Origin of the sequence: Pectobacterium colocasium (assembly GCF_020181655.1) — a bacterium.
Classification (GTDB): Bacteria; Pseudomonadota; Gammaproteobacteria; order Enterobacterales; family Enterobacteriaceae; genus Pectobacterium; species Pectobacterium colocasium.
The window spans coordinates 3,341,138-3,360,124 of sequence record NZ_CP084032.1 but is presented as its reverse complement, the minus strand read 5'-3'; the positions used below and the strand labels follow the sequence as shown (position 1 = coordinate 3,360,124).

11 protein-coding genes, 1 tRNA gene and 1 pseudogene are annotated in these 18,987 nt (G+C 49.2%); 7 read left to right on the top strand and 6 right to left on the bottom strand.

Annotated features, from left to right (window positions below):
* Positions 1 to 70: 70 nt before the first annotated feature.
* Positions 71 to 879: pseudogene (locus tag LCF41_RS15265) on the bottom strand (IS5 family transposase).
* Between the two features lie 260 nt (positions 880 to 1,139).
* Between LCF41_RS15265 and LCF41_RS15260 the strand changes: the two are divergent.
* Both LCF41_RS15260 and LCF41_RS15255 read left to right on the top strand, forming a co-directional pair.
* Complete coding sequence (locus LCF41_RS15260) at positions 1,140 to 2,240, top strand: DUF8606 domain-containing protein (protein ID WP_180741861.1); 1,101 nt, start codon at positions 1,140 to 1,142, stop codon at positions 2,238 to 2,240.
* 178 nt (positions 2,241 to 2,418) lie between these two features.
* A complete protein-coding gene (locus LCF41_RS15255; protein ID WP_225085324.1) occupies positions 2,419 to 5,436 on the top strand; it encodes a reverse transcriptase domain-containing protein in 3,018 nt (1,005 codons plus the stop codon).
* A 302-nt stretch (positions 5,437 to 5,738) separates the two neighbouring features.
* Here the strand turns inward: LCF41_RS15255 and LCF41_RS15250 are convergent, their stop codons facing one another.
* A complete protein-coding gene (locus LCF41_RS15250) occupies positions 5,739 to 6,953 on the bottom strand; it encodes a tyrosine-type recombinase/integrase (RefSeq protein ID WP_225085323.1) in 1,215 nt (404 codons plus the stop codon).
* Between the two features lie 177 nt (positions 6,954 to 7,130).
* Positions 7,131 to 7,207 (bottom strand) — tRNA-Arg (locus tag LCF41_RS15245).
* Positions 7,208 to 7,605: 398 nt separating this feature from the next.
* On the opposite strand from LCF41_RS15245, the gene LCF41_RS15240 reads away from it, so the two are divergent.
* Complete coding sequence (locus LCF41_RS15240; protein ID WP_225085322.1) at positions 7,606 to 10,059, top strand: DUF3772 domain-containing protein; 2,454 nt, start codon at positions 7,606 to 7,608, stop codon at positions 10,057 to 10,059.
* An 81-nt stretch (positions 10,060 to 10,140) separates the two neighbouring features.
* Here LCF41_RS15240 and LCF41_RS15235 read toward each other — a convergent pair whose 3' ends face one another.
* Entirely contained in the window at positions 10,141 to 11,001 is an 861-nt protein-coding gene (locus LCF41_RS15235; protein ID WP_225085321.1) for a D-amino-acid transaminase, read from the bottom strand.
* Between the two features lie 42 nt (positions 11,002 to 11,043).
* Positions 11,044 to 12,024 carry an N-acetyl-D-Glu racemase DgcA gene (dgcA, locus tag LCF41_RS15230; protein WP_225085320.1) on the bottom strand — a complete coding sequence of 327 codons (981 nt, stop codon included), beginning with the start codon at positions 12,022 to 12,024 and terminating at the stop codon, positions 11,044 to 11,046.
* Between the two features lie 384 nt (positions 12,025 to 12,408).
* On the opposite strand from dgcA, the gene alaC reads away from it, so the two are divergent.
* On the top strand, positions 12,409 to 13,650 hold the full coding sequence (alaC, locus tag LCF41_RS15225; protein ID WP_015841055.1) for an alanine transaminase: 1,242 nt from the start codon (positions 12,409 to 12,411) through the stop codon (positions 13,648 to 13,650).
* A 120-nt stretch (positions 13,651 to 13,770) separates the two neighbouring features.
* Positions 13,771 to 14,184 (top strand): type II secretion system pilot lipoprotein GspS, encoded by a 414-nt coding sequence (gene gspS / locus LCF41_RS15220; RefSeq protein ID WP_225085319.1) that lies wholly within the window; start codon positions 13,771 to 13,773, stop codon positions 14,182 to 14,184.
* Here gspS and gspB read toward each other — a convergent pair.
* Positions 14,181 to 14,750, bottom strand: coding sequence for a type II secretion system assembly factor GspB (gene gspB / locus LCF41_RS15215; RefSeq protein WP_225085318.1), 570 nt, complete (start codon positions 14,748 to 14,750; stop codon positions 14,181 to 14,183). The two genes, gspS and gspB, sit on opposite strands and share 4 nt — an antisense overlap.
* 517 nt (positions 14,751 to 15,267) lie before the next feature.
* Here gspB and LCF41_RS15210 point away from each other — a divergent pair.
* Positions 15,268 to 16,836 carry a pectate lyase family protein gene (locus LCF41_RS15210; protein WP_431191540.1) on the top strand — a complete coding sequence of 523 codons (1,569 nt, stop codon included), beginning with the start codon at positions 15,268 to 15,270 and terminating at the stop codon, positions 16,834 to 16,836.
* A 134-nt stretch (positions 16,837 to 16,970) separates the two neighbouring features.
* On the top strand, positions 16,971 to 18,950 hold the full coding sequence (locus LCF41_RS15205) for a glycosyl hydrolase family 28 protein (protein ID WP_225085316.1): 1,980 nt from the start codon (positions 16,971 to 16,973) through the stop codon (positions 18,948 to 18,950).
* The last annotated feature ends 37 nt before the right edge of the window (positions 18,951 to 18,987 follow it).

The following is an 18,987-nucleotide window of genomic DNA, read 5'->3' as shown; positions in this document are numbered from 1 at the left end:
AATGATGAAGGCGATTTTTATTCGAGATCAAATCGAAAAGCCAATCAGAACAACTACGGGTGTTAAGAGCCTATCCCAATAGGATTTTATTCCAGACAATAATGCCGCAGGAAAAATGCAGCATCGCCTCATCGTTTTCGACTTTTTTCTCCCAACGAGTCAGAAGCCGACGGAAGCGGTTCATCCAGCTGTGCGTCCTCTCCACTACCCACCGACGGGCTTTGTCATTCATATTCTCTTTGCTGGCATCGGATTCTTCTTTACGCGACTGGATATGCGGTTCATAACGCCGATTTTTCAGTTCACTTTCCAGCCATTCCGCGTCATACCCCTTATCCAGACAGATATTCAGCCTTCTGCCCGGCCTCCCCGTCTGAAGCGCATCAAGGGTCTCTGTGACTAACCTGATATCGTGAGTATTTGCCCCTGCGACAACCACTGAGAGCGGCAGCCCGTTCGCATCGGTCATCAGGCTACGCTTTACCCCCTGTTTCCCCCGGTCCGTGGGGTTCCGGCCTGTTTTTTTGAGCCTGCCAGCGGGGATTTTGTCATACAGCCGTCCATCGACAACCATGACCAGTCGATGGCTTTCAGTTGCTCGCTGGTCATCAATCCGCTCTGCCAGAAACGCTCAAAAACCCCCGCTGCGCGCCATTCCTGAAAGCGGCGGTGTACAGAACTTGATGAACAGATCCCCGTTTAATTCAGTGCGTTCCATTGGCATCCGGTGCGAAGAACAAAGAAAATGGCGTCCATAGCCACTCGGTCATCAACCCGTTTTCGGTGCGTTCCCAGTGGATGGTTAGTTTTATGTTCAGGAATAAGCGGCGCTATTTTTTCCCAGAGTTCATCACTAATCCGCCACTTGCTGCCAGTCATGCTACGTCCTCAAAAATTCTCAGTTACTTATATTCTAACAATTCCTATTGGGATAGGCTCTAAGAATATTAATTCATCTGAACTATCAAATTTAAAATTAGCCTTTCCGCCTTTATCAATGCAGAAGGTGATAGTAGAAAAAACTAGTATTCTTTTGGGTTTCTGCGAGTCTCTCAAATCCCGCCTGCAATCCGCCCAGCAAACCCAACTCCACCTAGCGGATGCACTTACCGACGCAGCACTAAACTAAGGAACAGACGATGCCAGTTCATCATGCTATCTGGCGGGTGGGAGAGAATCCACAGCCACTGACCATCAGCAAACTCGCCACTGAAAAACTGTTGCAGAAGATGATTATTCAAGATTCGTCCATACTGTCCGACCAGTGGATGATGATTGGTGAGGAGGTCAATACGCTCGACAGCGGGCGTATCGACCTGCTGGCAATCGCACCGGATGCCTCGCTGATCCTGATTGAACTCAAGCGTGATCGCACGCCGCGTGAAGTGGTGGCGCAGGCGCTGGATTACGCCTCCTGGGTGGATGACTTAACCGCCGAGCGCCTGTCGCAGATTTATGAAAAATTCTCCGGTGGTGGGAATCTCGGTGAGGCGTTCAAGCGACGTTTTAATTCCGAACTGGAAGAGGAGTCACTCAACCAGTCGCACCAAATCATCATTGTGGCGGCTGAGCTGGATCCGTCCACCGAACGCATCGTCGATTATCTGAGCAAAAATGGTATTTCGATTAACGTGCTGTTCTTTAAGGTATTCCAGCACGGTGATGAGCAGTTCTTAAGCCGCACGTGGCTTATCGACCCGAGTGAGACACAAACCAATGCCGCACAGGCCACAGCCACCAGTGCTAACGCAAAGGAACCTTGGTACGGGGAGTTTTATGTCTCGTTTGGCGACATGCAAAGCCGCAACTGGGAAGAGGCGCGACACTACAATTTTATCAGTGCGGGCGGCGGAAGCTGGTATAGCCAGACGTTAAAACAGCTTCAGCCTGGCAACCGAGTGTGGGTAAAAATCCCAGCGAAGGGCTACGTTGGCGTCGGTATTGTGCAGGGGGCAGTTGAGCCTGCCAGTAGCTTCACCATCAACACTGACGACGGCGAAAAGCTGGCGATGGATGTGCTGAAGTATCGCGATCTCTATCGTCTGAATGCGGATGATCCCGATAAATCCGAGTATTTTGTCCCCGTAAAATGGCTGGAAACCCGCAGTGAGCAAGAAGCGGTGAACGAAGTCGGTTTTTTCGGCAACCAAAATACGGTCTGCAAGCCTACCGCGCCGAAGTGGCGACACACGGTAGAGAAATTAAAGCGTTATTTCAGAAATTGGGATGCGGAATTGTAATGCTCAGGTGATGATTTTCCCGACAAACAAGAAATGAGTACGTCAGTCAGGAGACGTCTAAAAGTGAATGGTTCGGTTTATTGAAACAGTTACATTCTCGCCAATCAAAGCGGTTGTTTCCAACTGGCTGACGGTAATTTAGAAGCTGACAATGTAGTTATTTTTAAAGAGGAATGGCATGATTATTAGCCTTGAAGACCTTGGCCTGGCCTACCGCAAAGCGAAAGTCGATCTGTACTATTCATCCCATGTTTCACTGGAAGCAATTGCGGAATACGAAGAATCCCTCCACTCGAATTTGACGGATCTGCTGGGAAAGATACAGGGAGACGACGAATCATGGGTGGAAGAGAATGAGTTTATTGGAAACTGGTTTCTGGCCACCAAATCTGTAGACATGACTTGCTGGGAACAGCAGCGCGAGCCGCAAGCTAACGGCCTCATATTTTCTTCACCTGCTGAAAAGTGGACGTATGCTTGCAACTCAATTGCTAAGAAAAACGAGCAAAAAAAAATCAAAGCCGAGTTTCGAGTAATGGCTCAATGCAGCCTGGATTTTCATGTTCTCTCGACTCTCTGGATGTTGGAAGTCGGACATCTTTTTGATGCCAAATTATCTACCTGTGCTTACGGTAACCGCCTGCGCCGTACTCTCGATGGAAAGAACATCAATTCACTTTCAATTGGTTCTTTTCAACCTTATCTCAAACCTTTTCGTGATTGGCGTGACAATGGCATTAACGCCATGCGGAGCGCGCTAAGTGACAGCAAAAGAATCGTAGCACTCACTGCTGATGTTAGTTCTTTTTATCACGAACTGAATCCCAGTTTTATGCTTGATCCGACCTTCGTCAAAGATATTTTGGAGTTGGAACTCACTGCTGAGCAAAGCAAACTTAATCGTTTATTTATTAATGCGTTAAAAGCATGGGCAATGGAGACGCCGTTGAAGAAAGGATTACCAGTAGGTCTCCCTGCTTCAGCTGTTGTCGCTAACATAGCTCTGATCGAGCTGGATCGCGTTATTGAGCAACAAGTCGCACCTATCTATTACGGGCGGTATGTTGATGACATCATGCTGGTCATGGAAAATGGTGCAAATTTCCATTCCATGGCAGATCTGTGGCAATGGTTGCTCGCTCGTTCTTCCGGCAAACTGGACTGGGTGAAGGGCGAGGAAAACAAACAGATCAGTTTTCAACCAACCTATCTGAATGACAGCCAGATACGTTTTGCAAATGCGAAGAATAAAGTGTTTATCTTGGCTGGTGATCCAGGCAAAACCTTGGTGGAAGCTATTGCTCATCAGATTTATGAACGAGCCAGCGAGTGGCGAGCCATGCCTCGGTTACCGCATTCCTCCAACAATGTTGGTACTGATTTGCTTGCTGCAACTCAAAGTAATGGCGAAGTCGCTGACAATTTGCGTAAAGCAGATGCACTGACTATGCGTAGGGCTGGTTTTGCCATCAAACTACGCGACTTTGAAGCCTATGAGCGTGACCTGCAACCGGAAACATGGAAAGGCCATCGCCAGGCTTTTTTCCGAGCATTTATTGATCATGTGGTAGTTCTGCCACAATTTTTTGATTTATCGGTCTACCTACCCCGAGTGATCCGACTTGCCACGGCATGTGAGGACTTTTTTGAGTTGAGAAAGCTTATCCTCGCGCTCGAGAATATTTGCATTGAAGTACGAGAAAAATGCCTCCTTAAGATCAAGGCTTGCCCTGATGATAACCTTCCTTCTGAAGAAGATATTATTGGCAAATGGAGGGCTCAGCTATTCAGCAGTGTGCTTGAAGCTATCGTTGCAGCATTTCCTCCGCGTATTTCCAAGGTAGGTAAGCAAACCTGGAATGACCATTTGAAAAATTGGCACAGCCGGTTTGGGCTAGACATAGAATATATAGGGCGTGATTTTTCATTAAAGGGCTACCAAGAACAGCAAGCGAGATTATTCTCGTTCGATTTAGCACATATGCCATTCCGCTTTATCGGTCTGCCAAAAGAGATGATTGCACAACGGGGCATACCCGCTCCGAAAACAGTAGCCCACTGTGCGGAAGCTTCAGAATTACTGCTTGATGATGTCGTTTTTGGTAATCAGATAGTAGCGAAATGGTGTAAATTTAAAATCCTACCACATGGACTATTATTTGCTACACGGCCTTTCAGCCTGCCGGAACTCTTTATCCTAAGCAATGAGGCTTATACAAACTCAGCTCGACAAGAAATGCGGGCTGTTGTTCTCGCAGTTCGTGGTTTTGTCCTCGGTAATAAAACACCTTGCGTCGATAAACAAGGCGTATTGCAAATTCCTGACGGCCAATCTTCTGGAAAATATGGGGTTGCCGTCGCTAGCTGGAAAACCTCAATGGCAAGCTGGACTGCGGCGGTCATGCGTTCAGCCGATCCGGATGCCAACCGTTACACTCGATTATGTCGCTTGCTTGATGGTGTTATAGCCCAACCGCATAACAGTCGTTACTTAATTCTGCCGGAGCTCTCACTCCCTGCGCACTGGTTTATTAGGATTGCCCGTAAGTTACAAGGTCGGGGGATTTCACTTGTCACCGGTATTGAATATTTACATGCCAGTAAAGCACGGGTGCGCAATCAGGTATGGGCTTCCTTGTCTCATGATGGGTTGGGTTTTCCTTCACTAATGATTTACCGTCAGGACAAACAACGCCCAGCATTGCATGAAGAACAGGAATTACAACGACTAGCAGGGCTGGAAATGAAACCAGAAAAGAGGTGGACAACGCCTCCCATCATTCAACACGGTGATTTTCGTTTTTCCTTGTTGATTTGTAGTGAGTTGACCAATATTAGTCATCGCGCAGCGCTACGTGGCAATATTGATGCGCTGTTTGTGCCAGAGTGGAATCAGGATACTGAAACTTTAAATGCTTTGGTTGAATCTGCTGCGCTGGATATCCATGCTTATATTATCCAATGTAATGACCGCCAATATGGCGATAGCCGCATCCGGGGCCCCTTCAAAGATAGCTGGAAGCGTGATGTACTGCGAGTCAAAGGCGGTATTACCGATTACTGTGTAATTGGTGAGATTGACGTACATTCTTTACGACAATTTCAAAGTAGCTATCGTTCTCCAGGTAAACCCTTTAAACCTGTACCAGATGGATTTGAAATAGAGCATTCCCGCAAAATCTTGCCAGAAGGATAAGGGAAACTGCCTTGAAATATCGATTTTAGATTATTGAAAATGGGGCATCATGACATTACGAACGCATAACCAACAGATGTAAGTTGAAATTGAATGTTGATCGCGACCGTTTATTTAAGTAGCTAATTTTTTTATAAAATAAGAGATTGCTCTCATGTGTGTCCTTGAAAAATTACGTAGAACTAAAGCGGGTATACATACAATTTGAAAAATTAAATAGCCATCTAGCTATGAGGATGGCTATTTATATTCTTATGCTAAAAAATATACTTGGATATCCTTTCTGCTAAATGTTTTCCTGCCTACTTCCGTTTCCCCATCACCACAACCTTCTTCACATCCTCATGCTCCAGCCCATCAATAAAATCCCCATACCACTGCAACATACCCCTTCGCTGCTCCAAATACTGCGCATGGTTATAAGTGCCACGAATCGTGTTCTTATCGACATGAGCAAGCTGCAATTCGATCCAGGCAGTGTTATAGCCTTGTTCGTGCAGTATGGTGCTCATTGTGTGGCGAAAGCCGTGTCCTGTTGCTTTGCCATGATAACCAATCCGTTTCAGTACCTGATTAATACTGGCTTCACTCATCGGTTTGGTGATGTCGTTACGTCCAGGGAAAACCAGATTATAGCGTCCAGTAACGGCATAGAGCCGTTGCAGCGCATCGATCACTTGATCGGAAAGGGGCACGAGGTGAGGGCGGCGCATTTTCATGCGTTCTTTCGGTATTTCCCAGAGCCCTTTTTCAAAATCAAACTCTTTCCATTCTGCTTGTCGTAATTCGATAGTACGAACGCCGGTAAGCATCAGGATACGTGTTGCCAGTTGCGTGATCTTACTCCCCGAATAAGTTGATAAAGCACGTAGAAAATCCGGCAGTTCATCAGGTAGCAGGTGAGGGTAGTGCGTAGCCTTTGGTGGGGGAAGGGCGCTTGCCAATTCTGATGCTGGATTGTTTTCCGCTCTGCCAGTGACAATGGCGTAGCGGAACACCTGATTACAGGCTTGGCGGATTTTACGCAATTTGTCGAGTACGCCACGTTTTTCCAGTTTGCGCAGCGAGGTTAGCATTTCCAGCGGCTTAATCTCTGCAATAGGGCGTTTGCCGATATCAGGGAAGATGTCATTCTCAAACGCTTCCATCAGGTCTTCAGCGTAACCCTTCGACCAGTTAGGGCGTTTGTATTCATGCCATTCGAGAGCGATGGCTTTGAAAGTGTTATCGATATTGATTTTCTTGGCCTGTCTTTCGACCTGCTTTTGTTCACTAGGATCGCCGCCTGAGGCGACGATTTTGCGAGCCTCTTCCCGTTTTAGTCTCGCTTCTGCCAGCGAGATATCAGGATAAACGCCGATAGATAATTTTTTCTCTTTGCCTGCAACGCGGTATTTCAAACGCCAGTATTTGGCTCCGTTCGGCTTTATCAGAAGATAAAGGCCTGCGCCGTCAGTGAGTTTGTATTCTTTATCTTGTGGCTTGGCGGTTTCTATCTGTCGAGCATTAAGTGGCATCGTGGGGGCCCCTAATAGTCATTGAACAAGAAGAGCCCCCATAGAGGCCCCCAACATCGACTTGATTTCCGGTATGCTGGGTTGACCTCGGTGGAGCTCAGCGACAGAAAATCCTAGTGGTATCAATGAATATAACGGGGTTTTGTTGAATTCGGTAGAGTCTGGGAGAACTTAAAATGGTACGCCCTACAGGATTCGAACCTGTGACCTACGGCTTAGAAGGCCGTTGCTCTATCCAACTGAGCTAAGGGCGCATTGCGCGAAAGAAGTGGCTGCTGCTTGTCACAACAGTGGGCTGGATTATACCCACACGTCCCAATGAGTCAACGGGTTGGCGCTGGATTTACGCTATACGGTGAATCCCTGTACAACTTTGGCGAATGTCGCTTTTCCTGATGTGACTTTTTTGCACAATTGCGAGCGTCATCCACATGAATGACATAGAGCAGTGAAAATTTCAGTTTTATCTGCTGGATGCGTTCAGTAATTCTTTTCAAGTTATGATCGGACGTATTCTGCACCCTACGCTGTTGGTACACTATGTCCGCATTCGTTGGGTTTTGGATGGGTGTGGGCTGCTTTCACGTATCGGGTTTACCGCTCGGTCATTTGTGGATCCGCTATTTTGTCGAACTTTGGAACCTTCTGATTTATGAACATTCTTTCATCCGCATTCTTGCGTGTTTGTTTGCTGGCAATGTTGATGCTGCCTGTTGGGTATGCATCGGCGGCGAGTGCGGATTCTGATCCTGACCCACAGCCTGTGCAGACCGATGCGCTAGTACAAATCAATGTTGATACCGAGTTGGTCAAGCTGCAAAAACAGTTAGATAACATCAAGCAGCAGGTTTCAGGCACCAATAGCGACAGCAAATTTGGTGCGTTGAATGACACCACGCAGGAATTGGTAAATAGTGCCAATGAGCTTGCTAATGCGGTGGCACCACAGCGCGCTCAAATTCAGGCTCAGTTGGACGTTTTAGGGCCAGCGCCGGAGCCAGGCTCCAGTATTAATGAAACCAGTGAAGTGACGCGTAAGCGCAATAGCCTGAATGCGCAAAAAGCAAAAATGGATGCGCAGATCGAGCAGATTCAGGCTCTACGCACCAGCGCGACTAACTTGTCAGCACAAATTGTTACTCTGCGCCGTAATGCGCTGAAAACACAACTGGCATTGAATTCCGGCAGTATTCTGGGTGGGCGCTTCTGGTCGCCGGTTGTGACTCCGCAGGCTGAAGATGTTCGTCGCCTGAGTGCGTTTCAGGATCAGATCAGTGATGCCTTTAGTGTCGCCTGGGAACCTGACTGGCGTTACGGTTCTGCATTCCTGATTTTGATCGCCATAGTTATGAGTTCGGCAGGGCGCCGGTATTTGGAAAAATATCTGGCCTGGGCGGGAATTCACTGGCTACCGGAAGGGCGTCTGCGGCGGAGTTTTTTAGCCATAGCGTCGGTTATTTCAACCGTGGTCACGATCGGTATTGCGGTAAATCTGATCGACTTTACGTTTACGCGCCACGGCGAGGCTTCTGAACGCGTCGTGTCGTTCCTTGATGCGCTGGTGAAACAGGCCATTTTCTGCTCGATGGTGGCAGGGTTAGGGCGAGCGTTTCTTTCGAATCAGCGTCCTTCCTGGCGTTTGCCTGCGATTGCTAACCCCGTCGCAAAAGCCATGAAGCCGTTTCCTGTGGTTGCCGCAGGCATTATTCTGATCTTTGGTTTTATTGAACAAGTGACCGCGACGGTGGGTACATCGGTCGCGGCAACTATTATGGTGAACGGCTTATCTGCGGTGTTCCTCGCGTTCACCGCAGGGACGATAACGCTGAAAAGCGATCAGATTCGTCGGCAGATGGTGCATTCAGGGGAGCAGCCGGAAGCCCGTTCGACGTTATCCGGCGTGATTCATCTTGCGGTATTAGCGACATCGTTCTCGATTTTGGTGTCGCTGGTTATCGGTTATATCTCACTGGCCCGTTTTCTGGCGTTCGAGCTGGTGTGGATTGGCATGGTGTTCTCCTGCCTGTATTTGTTCTCAACGTTTATTACCGATATCTGCGAAAGCCTCTTTTCCCCTAACAATGCCAGCGGCAAGCGGATGAAAAATTCGCTCAATCTGGACGACCGCCATCTGGCTCAGGCCACCTTGATTCTGTCGGCCAGCGGCAAAGTGCTTTTAATCTTAATGGCAGCGGTTGCCTTACTTAACGGCACGTTTGGTACCACTACGCCTCTGGAACTGGTGCAAAAAGCCGTTGAAATCTGGGGCGGAAAAGGGCTGGAAACGCTGAGCATCGTGCCTGCACATCTGGTCAATGCTGTGCTCTTTCTGGTCGTGGGGGTGTATGTTTTACGCTCCTCAAAACGCTGGTTGGAAGATGAATTCCTTCCGAAAACGACGTTAGAGCGCGGAATCCGAGCGTCGTTGGTGACGCTGTTCAGCAACATCGGCTACATCCTGATTATCCTGCTGACGTTGGCGACATTGGGGATTGAATGGAACAAGCTGGCATGGATTGTCAGTGCGCTGTCGGTGGGTATTGGTTTTGGTTTACAGGAGATAGTGAAGAACTTTATCTCCGGCCTGATTTTGTTGACGGAGCGCCCGGTGAAAGTAGGGGACTCGGTCAGCATCAGCGGGGTTGAAGGGGATATCCGGCGGATTAACGTGCGTGCAACGGAAATCCAACTGGGTGACCGTTCGACGGTGATCGTGCCGAACTCTCAATTTATTTCACAGAATGTGCGCAATATTACGATGGGGAATCCGTTTGGGGTTGCCACGCTGGCGTTGACGTTCCCGCTGGATATCGATCCTGAAGAGGTCCGGGCGCTGCTACTGGATGCTTATATCAACCACGATGCGATTCTGGAATCACCAGCACCGTCAGTGAAGTTCAGTCAGTTGAACCCAACGGGCATGGTGCTGAGCGTAACGGGCTATGTCAGCAGCCCGAGAATGGTATCGGAAGCGAAGAGCGATCTGTTGTTTGCAATCATCAAGCGGCTGCGGGAATCTAATATTCCGCTCGCCGTACCGCAGAAGATGGTGCTGGAAAACTCGGGGTTTGCGCTGCCTGACAGCATTTCGGGTGACGATAAGTAGTGCGCTTAGTCATCCGTTATCCGGCATTGAACGGGTAACGGATGAAGATCGAAAGCCGTGCTTGCAGGATGTGACGCGCGGCTATTTTCCCTGTTGTTTAATCATATCAAGATAGATTTCACGCAACCGCTGAGTGATTTTTCCGGGCTTGCCATCACCGATCGTTTTTCCATCCAGCATCACGACGGGGAGGACTAGCATGGTGGCCGAGCTGACAAAAATCTCTTTGGCGTGATAAGCCTCTTCCGGTGTAAAGCACCGTTCTTCCAGCGTAATGCCATCCTTTTCTGCCAGCTTGAGCAGCGACTGACGGGTAATACCGTGCAAAATATCGTTGCTGAGTGGGCGCGTCACAACTGTGTTGTCATGCAGGACGATATAACAGTTGCAGGAACTGCCTTCGGTAATGAACCCCTCCTCGACAAAGAAGGCGTCATCGGCCTGATTGGCATGGGCGTACTCTTTTGCCAGGCTGGCGGCGAGCAGGCTGACGGTTTTGATATCCCGGCGATGCCAGCGAATATCCTCGGTAGTGACAACATGCAGGCCGGTTGTAGCTTTAGGATTACCGACCAGCGAACGTGCCTGAGTGAATAACACCAGCGTGGATTTGACGTCAGCAGAAGGGAAATAGAAATCACGATCGCCAGCATTACCGCGACTAAGCTGTAAATAGATCGCGCCTTCTTGCAGGTCATTTTTACGGATCAACTCATCGTGAATGTCTTTGAGTGCCTCAGCAGTCACAGGCAACGTGAGTGAGAGTTCGCGGCAGGAGCGTTGCAAGCGAGTGATATGATCGGGGAAATCAACCAGTTTGCCATCAATGACCGCTGTCACTTCATAGACGGCATCGGCAAACAGGAAACCACGGTCAAATACAGAGATTTTTGCTTCATTTTCTTCCAGATACTGTCCATCAACATAAACAAGACGTTGCATCACAACACTCCTTAATAGTTGCTCAATGCAGGTTAACGCGCGTTATCCCCACAATAATGCGTCGGGCGGTAATATTTCGCTACCGTTATAGTGCAGTCCGTTAGCGCGATCGCGTTGCAAAAGCAGCGGACCGTCCAAATCGACTACGGCGGCACCCTGCGCCACGACAAAGGCGGGTGCCATTGAGAGCGATGTACTCACCATGCAGCCAACCATAATTTTTAAGCCTTGTTCCTGCGCGTCGTGACGCAGGCGCAAGGCTTCCGTTAGCCCGCCGGTTTTATCCAGCTTGATGTTGATCATGTCATAGCGCCCGGTTAGGGCAGCCAGCGACTGACTGTCATGACAGGATTCATCGGCACAGACGGGAATCGGGCGAGGCAGGTCTGCCAGCACATCATCTTTGCCCGCCGGGAAAGGTTGTTCGATCATCGTTACGCCAAGTGCGGCGAGTTCAGGAACCAGCGTCAGGTAGCGCTCGGTGTCCCATCCCTCATTCGCATCGACAATCAGGCGGGCCAATGGCGCGCCTTCGCGAACGGCCGCCACTCTGGCCAGATCGTTTGCATCCGCCAGTTTTAATTTGAGAAGAGGGCGATTGGCATGATGTATCGCGGCGTGCCGCATATGCTCTGGCGTATCCAGAGATAGGGTATAGGCTGTCTCCAACGCTATAGGCGACGGGAGATTCAAACGTTGCCAGATGCGCTGCTGATGCTGTTTACACTCCAGATCCCAGAATGCGCAATCCAGCGCATTGCGCGCCGCGCCTGCGGGCAGGATGGTTTGTAGCATCTGTCGATCTAAACCGTTACGGATGTCGCCGTGCAATGCGCTAATTTGCTCCATTACGCTGTCGAGGGACTCGCCGTAGCGTGAATAAGGGACACATTCTCCGTAGCCTGCCATGTCACCGGACTGGAGAGCCACCACAACGACATCCGCCTGACGCTTGCTGCCGCGTGAGATGGTAAATGCGCCCTCTATGGGCCAACTCTCGGTGAAATATCGCATCTCGATCATAAGCTTATTCTCGGTGCCTCTATTTTGAACCTTCGCGCCTTACATGCCTTGTCTGGAAGGCCTGAGCGGGTCGTAAAGTGTAATGCTTATTCTGCTACATATTCTTCATTTTTCGCGATTTTCGTAAGAAATCGATATGGCTTCTTTTGACGCTGGAAAAATTTATCGGCACGGTATCGACAGCGCGAATTATCTGAGATAGCTTGGATAGGTTCATCATACTTTAGGTCGCATGGGCTCTTGTCGTTAATAACGGTTGTGTTCAGTGAACGCCGTGTTCAACGAAAACGACTTTTCTGCGATGTGAAGGATGTTGAGTAGAGTGCTTTTACCAGCACAGCGTCGCTCGGATGGTCCGGGCGCTCACGTTACTTTGAGGATGTTATGGCTGATTCTACTTCCCCGCGCCGTTTTACGCGCATCGATCGTCTTCCCCCGTATGTATTTAATATTACCGCTGAATTAAAAATGGCTGCCCGTCGTCGTGGCGAAGACATTATTGATTTTAGTATGGGTAATCCTGACGGCCCGACACCTCCCCATATCGTGGAAAAACTCTGTACGGTTGCACAACGTGAAGATACTCACGGATATTCGACCTCCCGAGGTATCCCACGCTTACGCCGTGCGATCTCCCGTTGGTACGCCGATCGCTACGAGGTTGATATCGATCCTGAAAGTGAAGCGATCGTCACGATTGGTTCGAAAGAGGGATTGGCGCACCTGATGCTGGCAACGTTGGATCATGGTGATACGGTACTGGTGCCAAATCCCAGTTACCCGATTCATATCTATGGTGCGGTCATTGCCGGGGCGCAGGTTCGCTCTGTGCCGCTGGTAGAAGGCGTCGATTTCTTCAATGAATTAGAACGCGCTATCCGCGAGAGTATCCCGAAACCGAAAATGATGATTCTCGGTTTCCCGTCTAACCCGACGGCGCAGTGTGTCGAACTGGATTTCTTTGAACGCGTGGTGGAGTTGGCGAAACAGTACGGCGTGCTGGTGATCCATGATTTGGCCTATGCCGATATCGTGTATGACGGCTGGAAGGCACCGTCGATCATGCAGGTTCCCGGTGCCAAGGACATTGCAGTCGAGTTCTTCACGCTGTCAAAAAGCTACAATATGGCGGGCTGGCGTATTGGCTTTATGGTCGGCAACCCAGAACTGGTCAGCGCACTGGCGCGGATTAAGAGCTACCACGATTACGGCACGTTTACGCCGTTGCAGGTTGCCGCTATCGCTGCGTTGGAAGGCGATCAGCAATGCGTGCTGGATATTGCCGAGCAGTATCGCCAGCGCCGTAACGTGTTGGTTCGCGGTCTGCATGAAGCGGGCTGGATGGTTGATGAACCGAAAGCATCCATGTATGTCTGGGCGAAAATTCCTGACGCGTATGCGCACCTGGGGTCGCTGGAATTTGCCAAGCGCCTGTTGTCGGAAGCGAAGGTTTGCGTCTCCCCTGGTATCGGTTTTGGCGATTATGGCGATACCCATGTTCGGTTTGCCTTGATTGAAAATCAGGATCGTATTCGGCAGGCGGTGCGCGGTATTAAGACCATGTTCCGCGCCGATGGTATTTTACCGACCACCAAACCGGTATCAGGCAAAGGTTCCGCTGCCTGATAGCGACTTCCCGATAACTGCGGTTCCCGTTCTGTGCTGGGAGCCGCATAAACATGCCGTGACAGCGGCCTATCATTTGCTAGAATGCCTACCGTTAATCTCAATCAGGATGAGTTTGTCATGTCGTTATCTCTGTCTAAATTTTCTGCGTTAACGCTACTTTGCGTCGTGCTGGCCGGGTGCCAACAAACAGGAACGTCTGTCCACAAAGGAACGGTGGCAGGTCAGTCTTCTGCGGTCACGGTGTCTCCTAACGATCAACTGAATCAGCTGTCATCGCTGGTAGCGGCTACCCGCTATCTCAAATCGAAGTGTAACCGCAGCGATCTTCCCGATGATGCGACGATTACCAATGTCGCGTTGACTGTGGCGAAACAACGAGGCTGGAATGTCGCGAGCTATCAGGCTTTACCGCAGCGCAGTGAAAGCCTGTATCAAGGGTTATTAAAAGACAGTACGCCCAAAGAGACGCAGTGTTCTGAATTTAACCGTACCTTGACGCCGTTTATTGATGCCATTCGCAGTCACGGTTAAGGCGCGGCGCTTCCACTTTCATTGTCGGCGGAACGTTCATTCTCGTTGAATTTTCCGCCCGGCCAATCCTCCAACGCTTCCAGAATAAACACCTCGCCCTCAACGCTGAAAATGGTCATATCCTGCTGGATTTGTTCTATGACCAATCCTTCTATTGGCGAATCGCCCTCATGGAATTGCAGCCCGTTGAGTTTGATACTGCGCTTGGCTTCATCCGATGTGTAAACGTGAGCACTGTAGGTCAGCGGGGGAATCTCACCATTGCTGATGGCTGGCAACGGCAGTGTGGTCCTTTTCTCTGGCGGTGCAGGAGTATCTACATAGGCTTCTTCTTGATGAGGTGTTGCCGCGGGTGTTGCTGGCGTTTGTTCTGCTGCCGCAGGTAAGGTCGCGGCTTGAGCCGCCAACGCGGTCGTAGGAGATGTAGGATTCCCCCAGCGCTGATGGCTGAACCAGCCAAGCGCGATAAAAAGCAGAGCATAAATAATCATCAAATACCCAGGCATTGAGTATTTGGCAAGCAGTGCTGGCTGTGAGTGTGTCGGTGCGTCCGGTGCGTTGTCCACGTGCTAATCCTTAATTATCAACCTTAGGTTGTGTAGCCTCACATCATAAACGAAAGTAGGGTGAGTAGGAGGGGGCCGTATGCCTTATTTTGCAAAAAATAGAAAGAGCCAGAAAACTGAATCTCTCGGTTATGTGACAGTTCCTCCATTTTGATTAAAAACTATTGCAATCATAATAATCACAGATGGAATCTTGATGCGGGTCGCAAAAAAAACGTGCGAATTTGCTTTAATGAAACCATGTTTTACCCTTGTAGGTATAACGTTTCTTTTTGTGTTTGCTAGTCAATAAATGTGGAGGCGTCATAAGTCTTTAATTAATCATCCCGCGTGTAAAATCGGCAGTTTTATTGTGTGGTTTTTACTACAGGTATTGTGCTGCTTTTTTATCAATACGGGATGTATAAAACTACCGCTAAATGAAGAATAAAAGCAATTTTAAAGTATGCGATTAATATCGCAGGGTTTCTTGCGGTTTTTTTTCTATTTTGATAATTAAAAAATACTGAGGGATAACATGTTTAGAATGGTTATTGGGACTGGTCGTTTACGCACCTGTGCGGTAGCTATTGCCTTTTCCGCGCTCGTGCTTTCCGGGTGTGATAATAGTCAGCAGCCAGTGGCAGAAGCGGCACCGCCAGATTTACAGGTGAAAACGGCACCGTTTGGCTGGGCTGCACAATATCAGAATACGGATGGTAAATTTTATGCAACAACGGGAGGCGAAGGCGCACATGAAAATAGTATTTATGTCGTAACCAGCCGCCAGGAATTAAAAGATGCGTTAAATAATATCCGCAGCCCCCATTATATTGCAGGCGATGCCGATGCGGAGTTGAAGGCAAAATTAGAACCCAAAATTATCTACTGGCAAGGCACTATTCGCGGCGATGATTTAGGTAATGGACGCTATGCGGATGCTGAGTATTATAAAACCAAGCCGAATAAAACAACGTTTGATTTTGATTTATATGTCAAAGCGTTCGATCAGGATTATATGGCGCAGTTGAAAGCGACGGCGGATGCGGGTGGCAGCGATGCGGCGGCGGCTAGCGCTGAGCTTAGCCTGCTTAAGAAGCAAAATGGCCAACGCTCGCAGTATGCCAACAACCAGAAGGCGCAAATTCAATTTCAGGTCCCACCGAATACCACGATTTTAGGCGTGGGTAGCGAAGCGAAACTGGTGGAAGGTTATTTATCCCTCAATACCTTAAGCCACACGTTTGGCAAAACCGATAACAGCAACATCATTATCCGTAATATTACGTTCCAGGCTCCGCGCGACTTTGCCCCGGCTTGGGACGGCAGTGACGGCGATAAAGGAAACTGGAATGCCCGCTATGATGCGGTATCGATTAATGCCAGCAAAAATGTCTGGGTTGATCACTGCACCTTTACGGATGGTGAACATCCTGATTATCAGGAGCCGGTGCTATTTGGCAAGCATATCCAGCGCCACGATGGTTTGCTGGATATCGAAGATGGAGCCGATTATCTGACGATTTCCTACAACATTTTCGCTCAGCATGACAAAACGGTATTAATTGGCTCAGGTGATGGTGATAAAGGAGAGTATCGGATTACCTTTGAAGGGAATTTATGGGACAACAGCGTGCAGCGTTCGCCGCGAGTGCGCTTTGGTCAGGTGCATTTGCTCAACAACTACCATCGTGGGGCAACGGATACGAATTACCCTATTCTGTATGCGATTGGGATGGGGTTCGATTCATCCATTCTTTCCGAAAGTAACGTGTTTAATTTCCAGGGCGGCGGTGCGGATGAAAAGCTGATTATTGGTGCCTACAAGGGAAGCAAATTTAAAGACAACGGCTCCTGGTTTAATGGCAATCCGGCAAGCAATGTGAATCAAATCGCAGTAGACAAATGCAGCGCCTTGCAAGACGCCGAGAAAGCCGCCGCCACAAGTTCCGGGAAGGCCATACCCGCATGGGCGCTGGAAACCTGTACCAATGAACTGGAATGGAGCCCACCTTATGCGTATAGCGCAGGGAAATCTGTCGCCACCGTTGAGAAATATGTGCTGGAAAATGCCGGTGCGGGAAAACTGGAGATTGCCCTGCCGTAGTCACCCGACCTCATTCATTATTTTTTATTTAATTTTTTATCTGTAAACCCTCAGCCCGATGTGTGTCTCCCCCGCGGTAGTGGCTCTGCCGTAGGGAAACATAGGTCGGATGACATAAAAATACAGGAAATGCTATGACTGACTTTTTACGCCGTACTCGCCTGACGCTCTGCGCGACACTTGTTCTGAGCGGCCTGATTGCCGGATGCAGCGATAGCGACTCAACGCCGAATGTGAGTGTTGATCGTTCTGCTGCGCCACAAAATCTTAAAGTGCCGACGTTGGCCTATGATGACAACAGCGTGGTACTTGCCTGGGAAAAACCGACCAAACCTGCTGCGGGTATTAAGGATTACCGTGTCTATATGAATGGAACCTTGCTGGGCGGCACGATTGATAACCAAAACACCCATTCGCCCGCCAAGCCTTATATCGATAATTTCTACAACGCGATTGATACTGATAACTGGCATGTCCGCGTCAGCTTCCATAATTTTAAGGTGACGAATCTGTCGCCGGAAACAGAATATCGCTTCACGGTGCGTGCGCTTTATGACGACGGCAAAGAATCCGTAGATAGTGAAACCGTCGTGCAGAAAACGACGGCGACGCCAGCGTCACTGAATGTGACCAACTACGGTGCGAAAGGGGATGGCGTAGCCAACGACACGCTGGCGATTCAGAAGGCAATTGATGACTGTACGCCAGCCGCGTATCCGAAAGGGTGTAAAGTCGTGGTTGAAGGGGGAACGTTTAAAACTGGCGCGCTGTTCCTGCATAGCGACATGACGTTTGAAGTCGCGAAAGGGGCTACGTTGCTGGGCTCGGCAAATGGCGACGACTATCCGCTCGCTCGCGGCTATTATCTCTACCCTTACACGTCACCTCAATTACCTAAGCGCCCACCGTCACTGATTAACGTGCTGGAAGCCGACGATCGGGGCAATAGCCATGCAGGTACGTTTAAAAATATCCGTATCGTCGGGCAGGGCACGATTGATGGCAACGGTTGGGTGCGTGGCATCAAATCTGGCGATACAAACATTACTGAAATTGATGAATTAAAGAATGAATTACCGCTCTACCGTGCGAGCAAAGCGACCAATGTTGGCAGTGACGGTATTCTGGCAAAAGACCAAACGGCAAAAGCCGTTAATGAAGGCATGTCACTGGATGAAGCGTACAAAAACCGACGCTCCAGTCTGATGACGCTGCGCGGCGTGAGCAACATGTATCTGGAAGGGCTGACGATTCTGAACCCGGCTTACCACGGTGTGATGGTGCTGGAATCCGAAAATGTGGCGATGAATGCGCTGGTGCACACGACGTATGATGCGAATAATGCGGACGGTATTGAATTCGGAAACAGCCAAAATGTCATGGTATTCAATAACTTTTTCGATACGGGTGATGACAGCGTAAACTTTGCGGCAGGATACGGTGCCGAGGTGGCGACGCTGGGGCAAAAAGCGCAGAGCGGTGCCTGGATCTTCAATAACTACTTCCGTCGCGGGCACGGTGCGGTGGTCACGGGTAGCCATACTGGTGCCTGGATTGAAAAAATTGTTGCTGAAGATAATGTCATGAATAAGACGGATGTTGGCCTGCGCATGAAGAGCCGACCTTATTATGGTGGCGGCTCGCGTGACGTGGTATTCCGTAATAACGCGATGCGTGATATTGTCAACGAGCCGTTCGTGTTCACGATTAAATATAAAGCGGACGTGAACGATACCCAGCCTGCGGCCGAACCCGCACAGTTCCGTGATGTGACCGTTTCCAACGTCACGGTGGATGGTTCAGCCAAGAAAAACAGTATTCTGGTTGATGGCATGACCATCGCTGAGATGGCTGATGCGTATAAGTTCTCCTTTGGACGCGATGCTTATCACCAAGGCTTGCATTTTGAGAATGTAAAATTCAAAAATGTAAAAGCCACGGACATTACGTTCCTGAAGAACAGTGAATTTAAAAATGTCATTTTTGAGAATGTACCGGGAGCCTGGAATTTCGGTCATATTGAAAATATCCGGCTCGAAGACCGTGTAAATAATGATGCCGCGCTGGCGACCAGCGGTGATGAAACGCTCACCCGAGAAGCCGCAACGGAATAAGGCATTTTCCCCACGCCAATGGGCGTGGGGAGTATTA

What these genes read in the sequence shown, in the direction of transcription:
- LCF41_RS15260 (WP_180741861.1), top strand. Translation starts at nt 1,140, where the DNA reads ATGCCAGTTCATCATGCTATCTGGCGGGTGGGAGAGAATCCACAGCCA.
- LCF41_RS15255 (WP_225085324.1), top strand. Translation starts at nt 2,419, where the DNA reads ATGATTATTAGCCTTGAAGACCTTGGCCTGGCCTACCGCAAAGCGAAA.
- LCF41_RS15250 (WP_225085323.1), bottom strand. Translation starts at nt 6,953, where the DNA reads ATGCCACTTAATGCTCGACAGATAGAAACCGCCAAGCCACAAGATAAA.
- LCF41_RS15240 (WP_225085322.1), top strand. Translation starts at nt 7,606, where the DNA reads ATGAACATTCTTTCATCCGCATTCTTGCGTGTTTGTTTGCTGGCAATG.
- LCF41_RS15235 (WP_225085321.1), bottom strand. Translation starts at nt 11,001, where the DNA reads ATGCAACGTCTTGTTTATGTTGATGGACAGTATCTGGAAGAAAATGAA.
- dgcA (WP_225085320.1), bottom strand. Translation starts at nt 12,024, where the DNA reads ATGATCGAGATGCGATATTTCACCGAGAGTTGGCCCATAGAGGGCGCA.
- alaC (WP_015841055.1), top strand. Translation starts at nt 12,409, where the DNA reads ATGGCTGATTCTACTTCCCCGCGCCGTTTTACGCGCATCGATCGTCTT.
- gspS (WP_225085319.1), top strand. Translation starts at nt 13,771, where the DNA reads ATGTCGTTATCTCTGTCTAAATTTTCTGCGTTAACGCTACTTTGCGTC.
- LCF41_RS15210 (WP_431191540.1), top strand. Translation starts at nt 15,268, where the DNA reads ATGTTTAGAATGGTTATTGGGACTGGTCGTTTACGCACCTGTGCGGTA.
- LCF41_RS15205 (WP_225085316.1), top strand. Translation starts at nt 16,971, where the DNA reads ATGACTGACTTTTTACGCCGTACTCGCCTGACGCTCTGCGCGACACTT.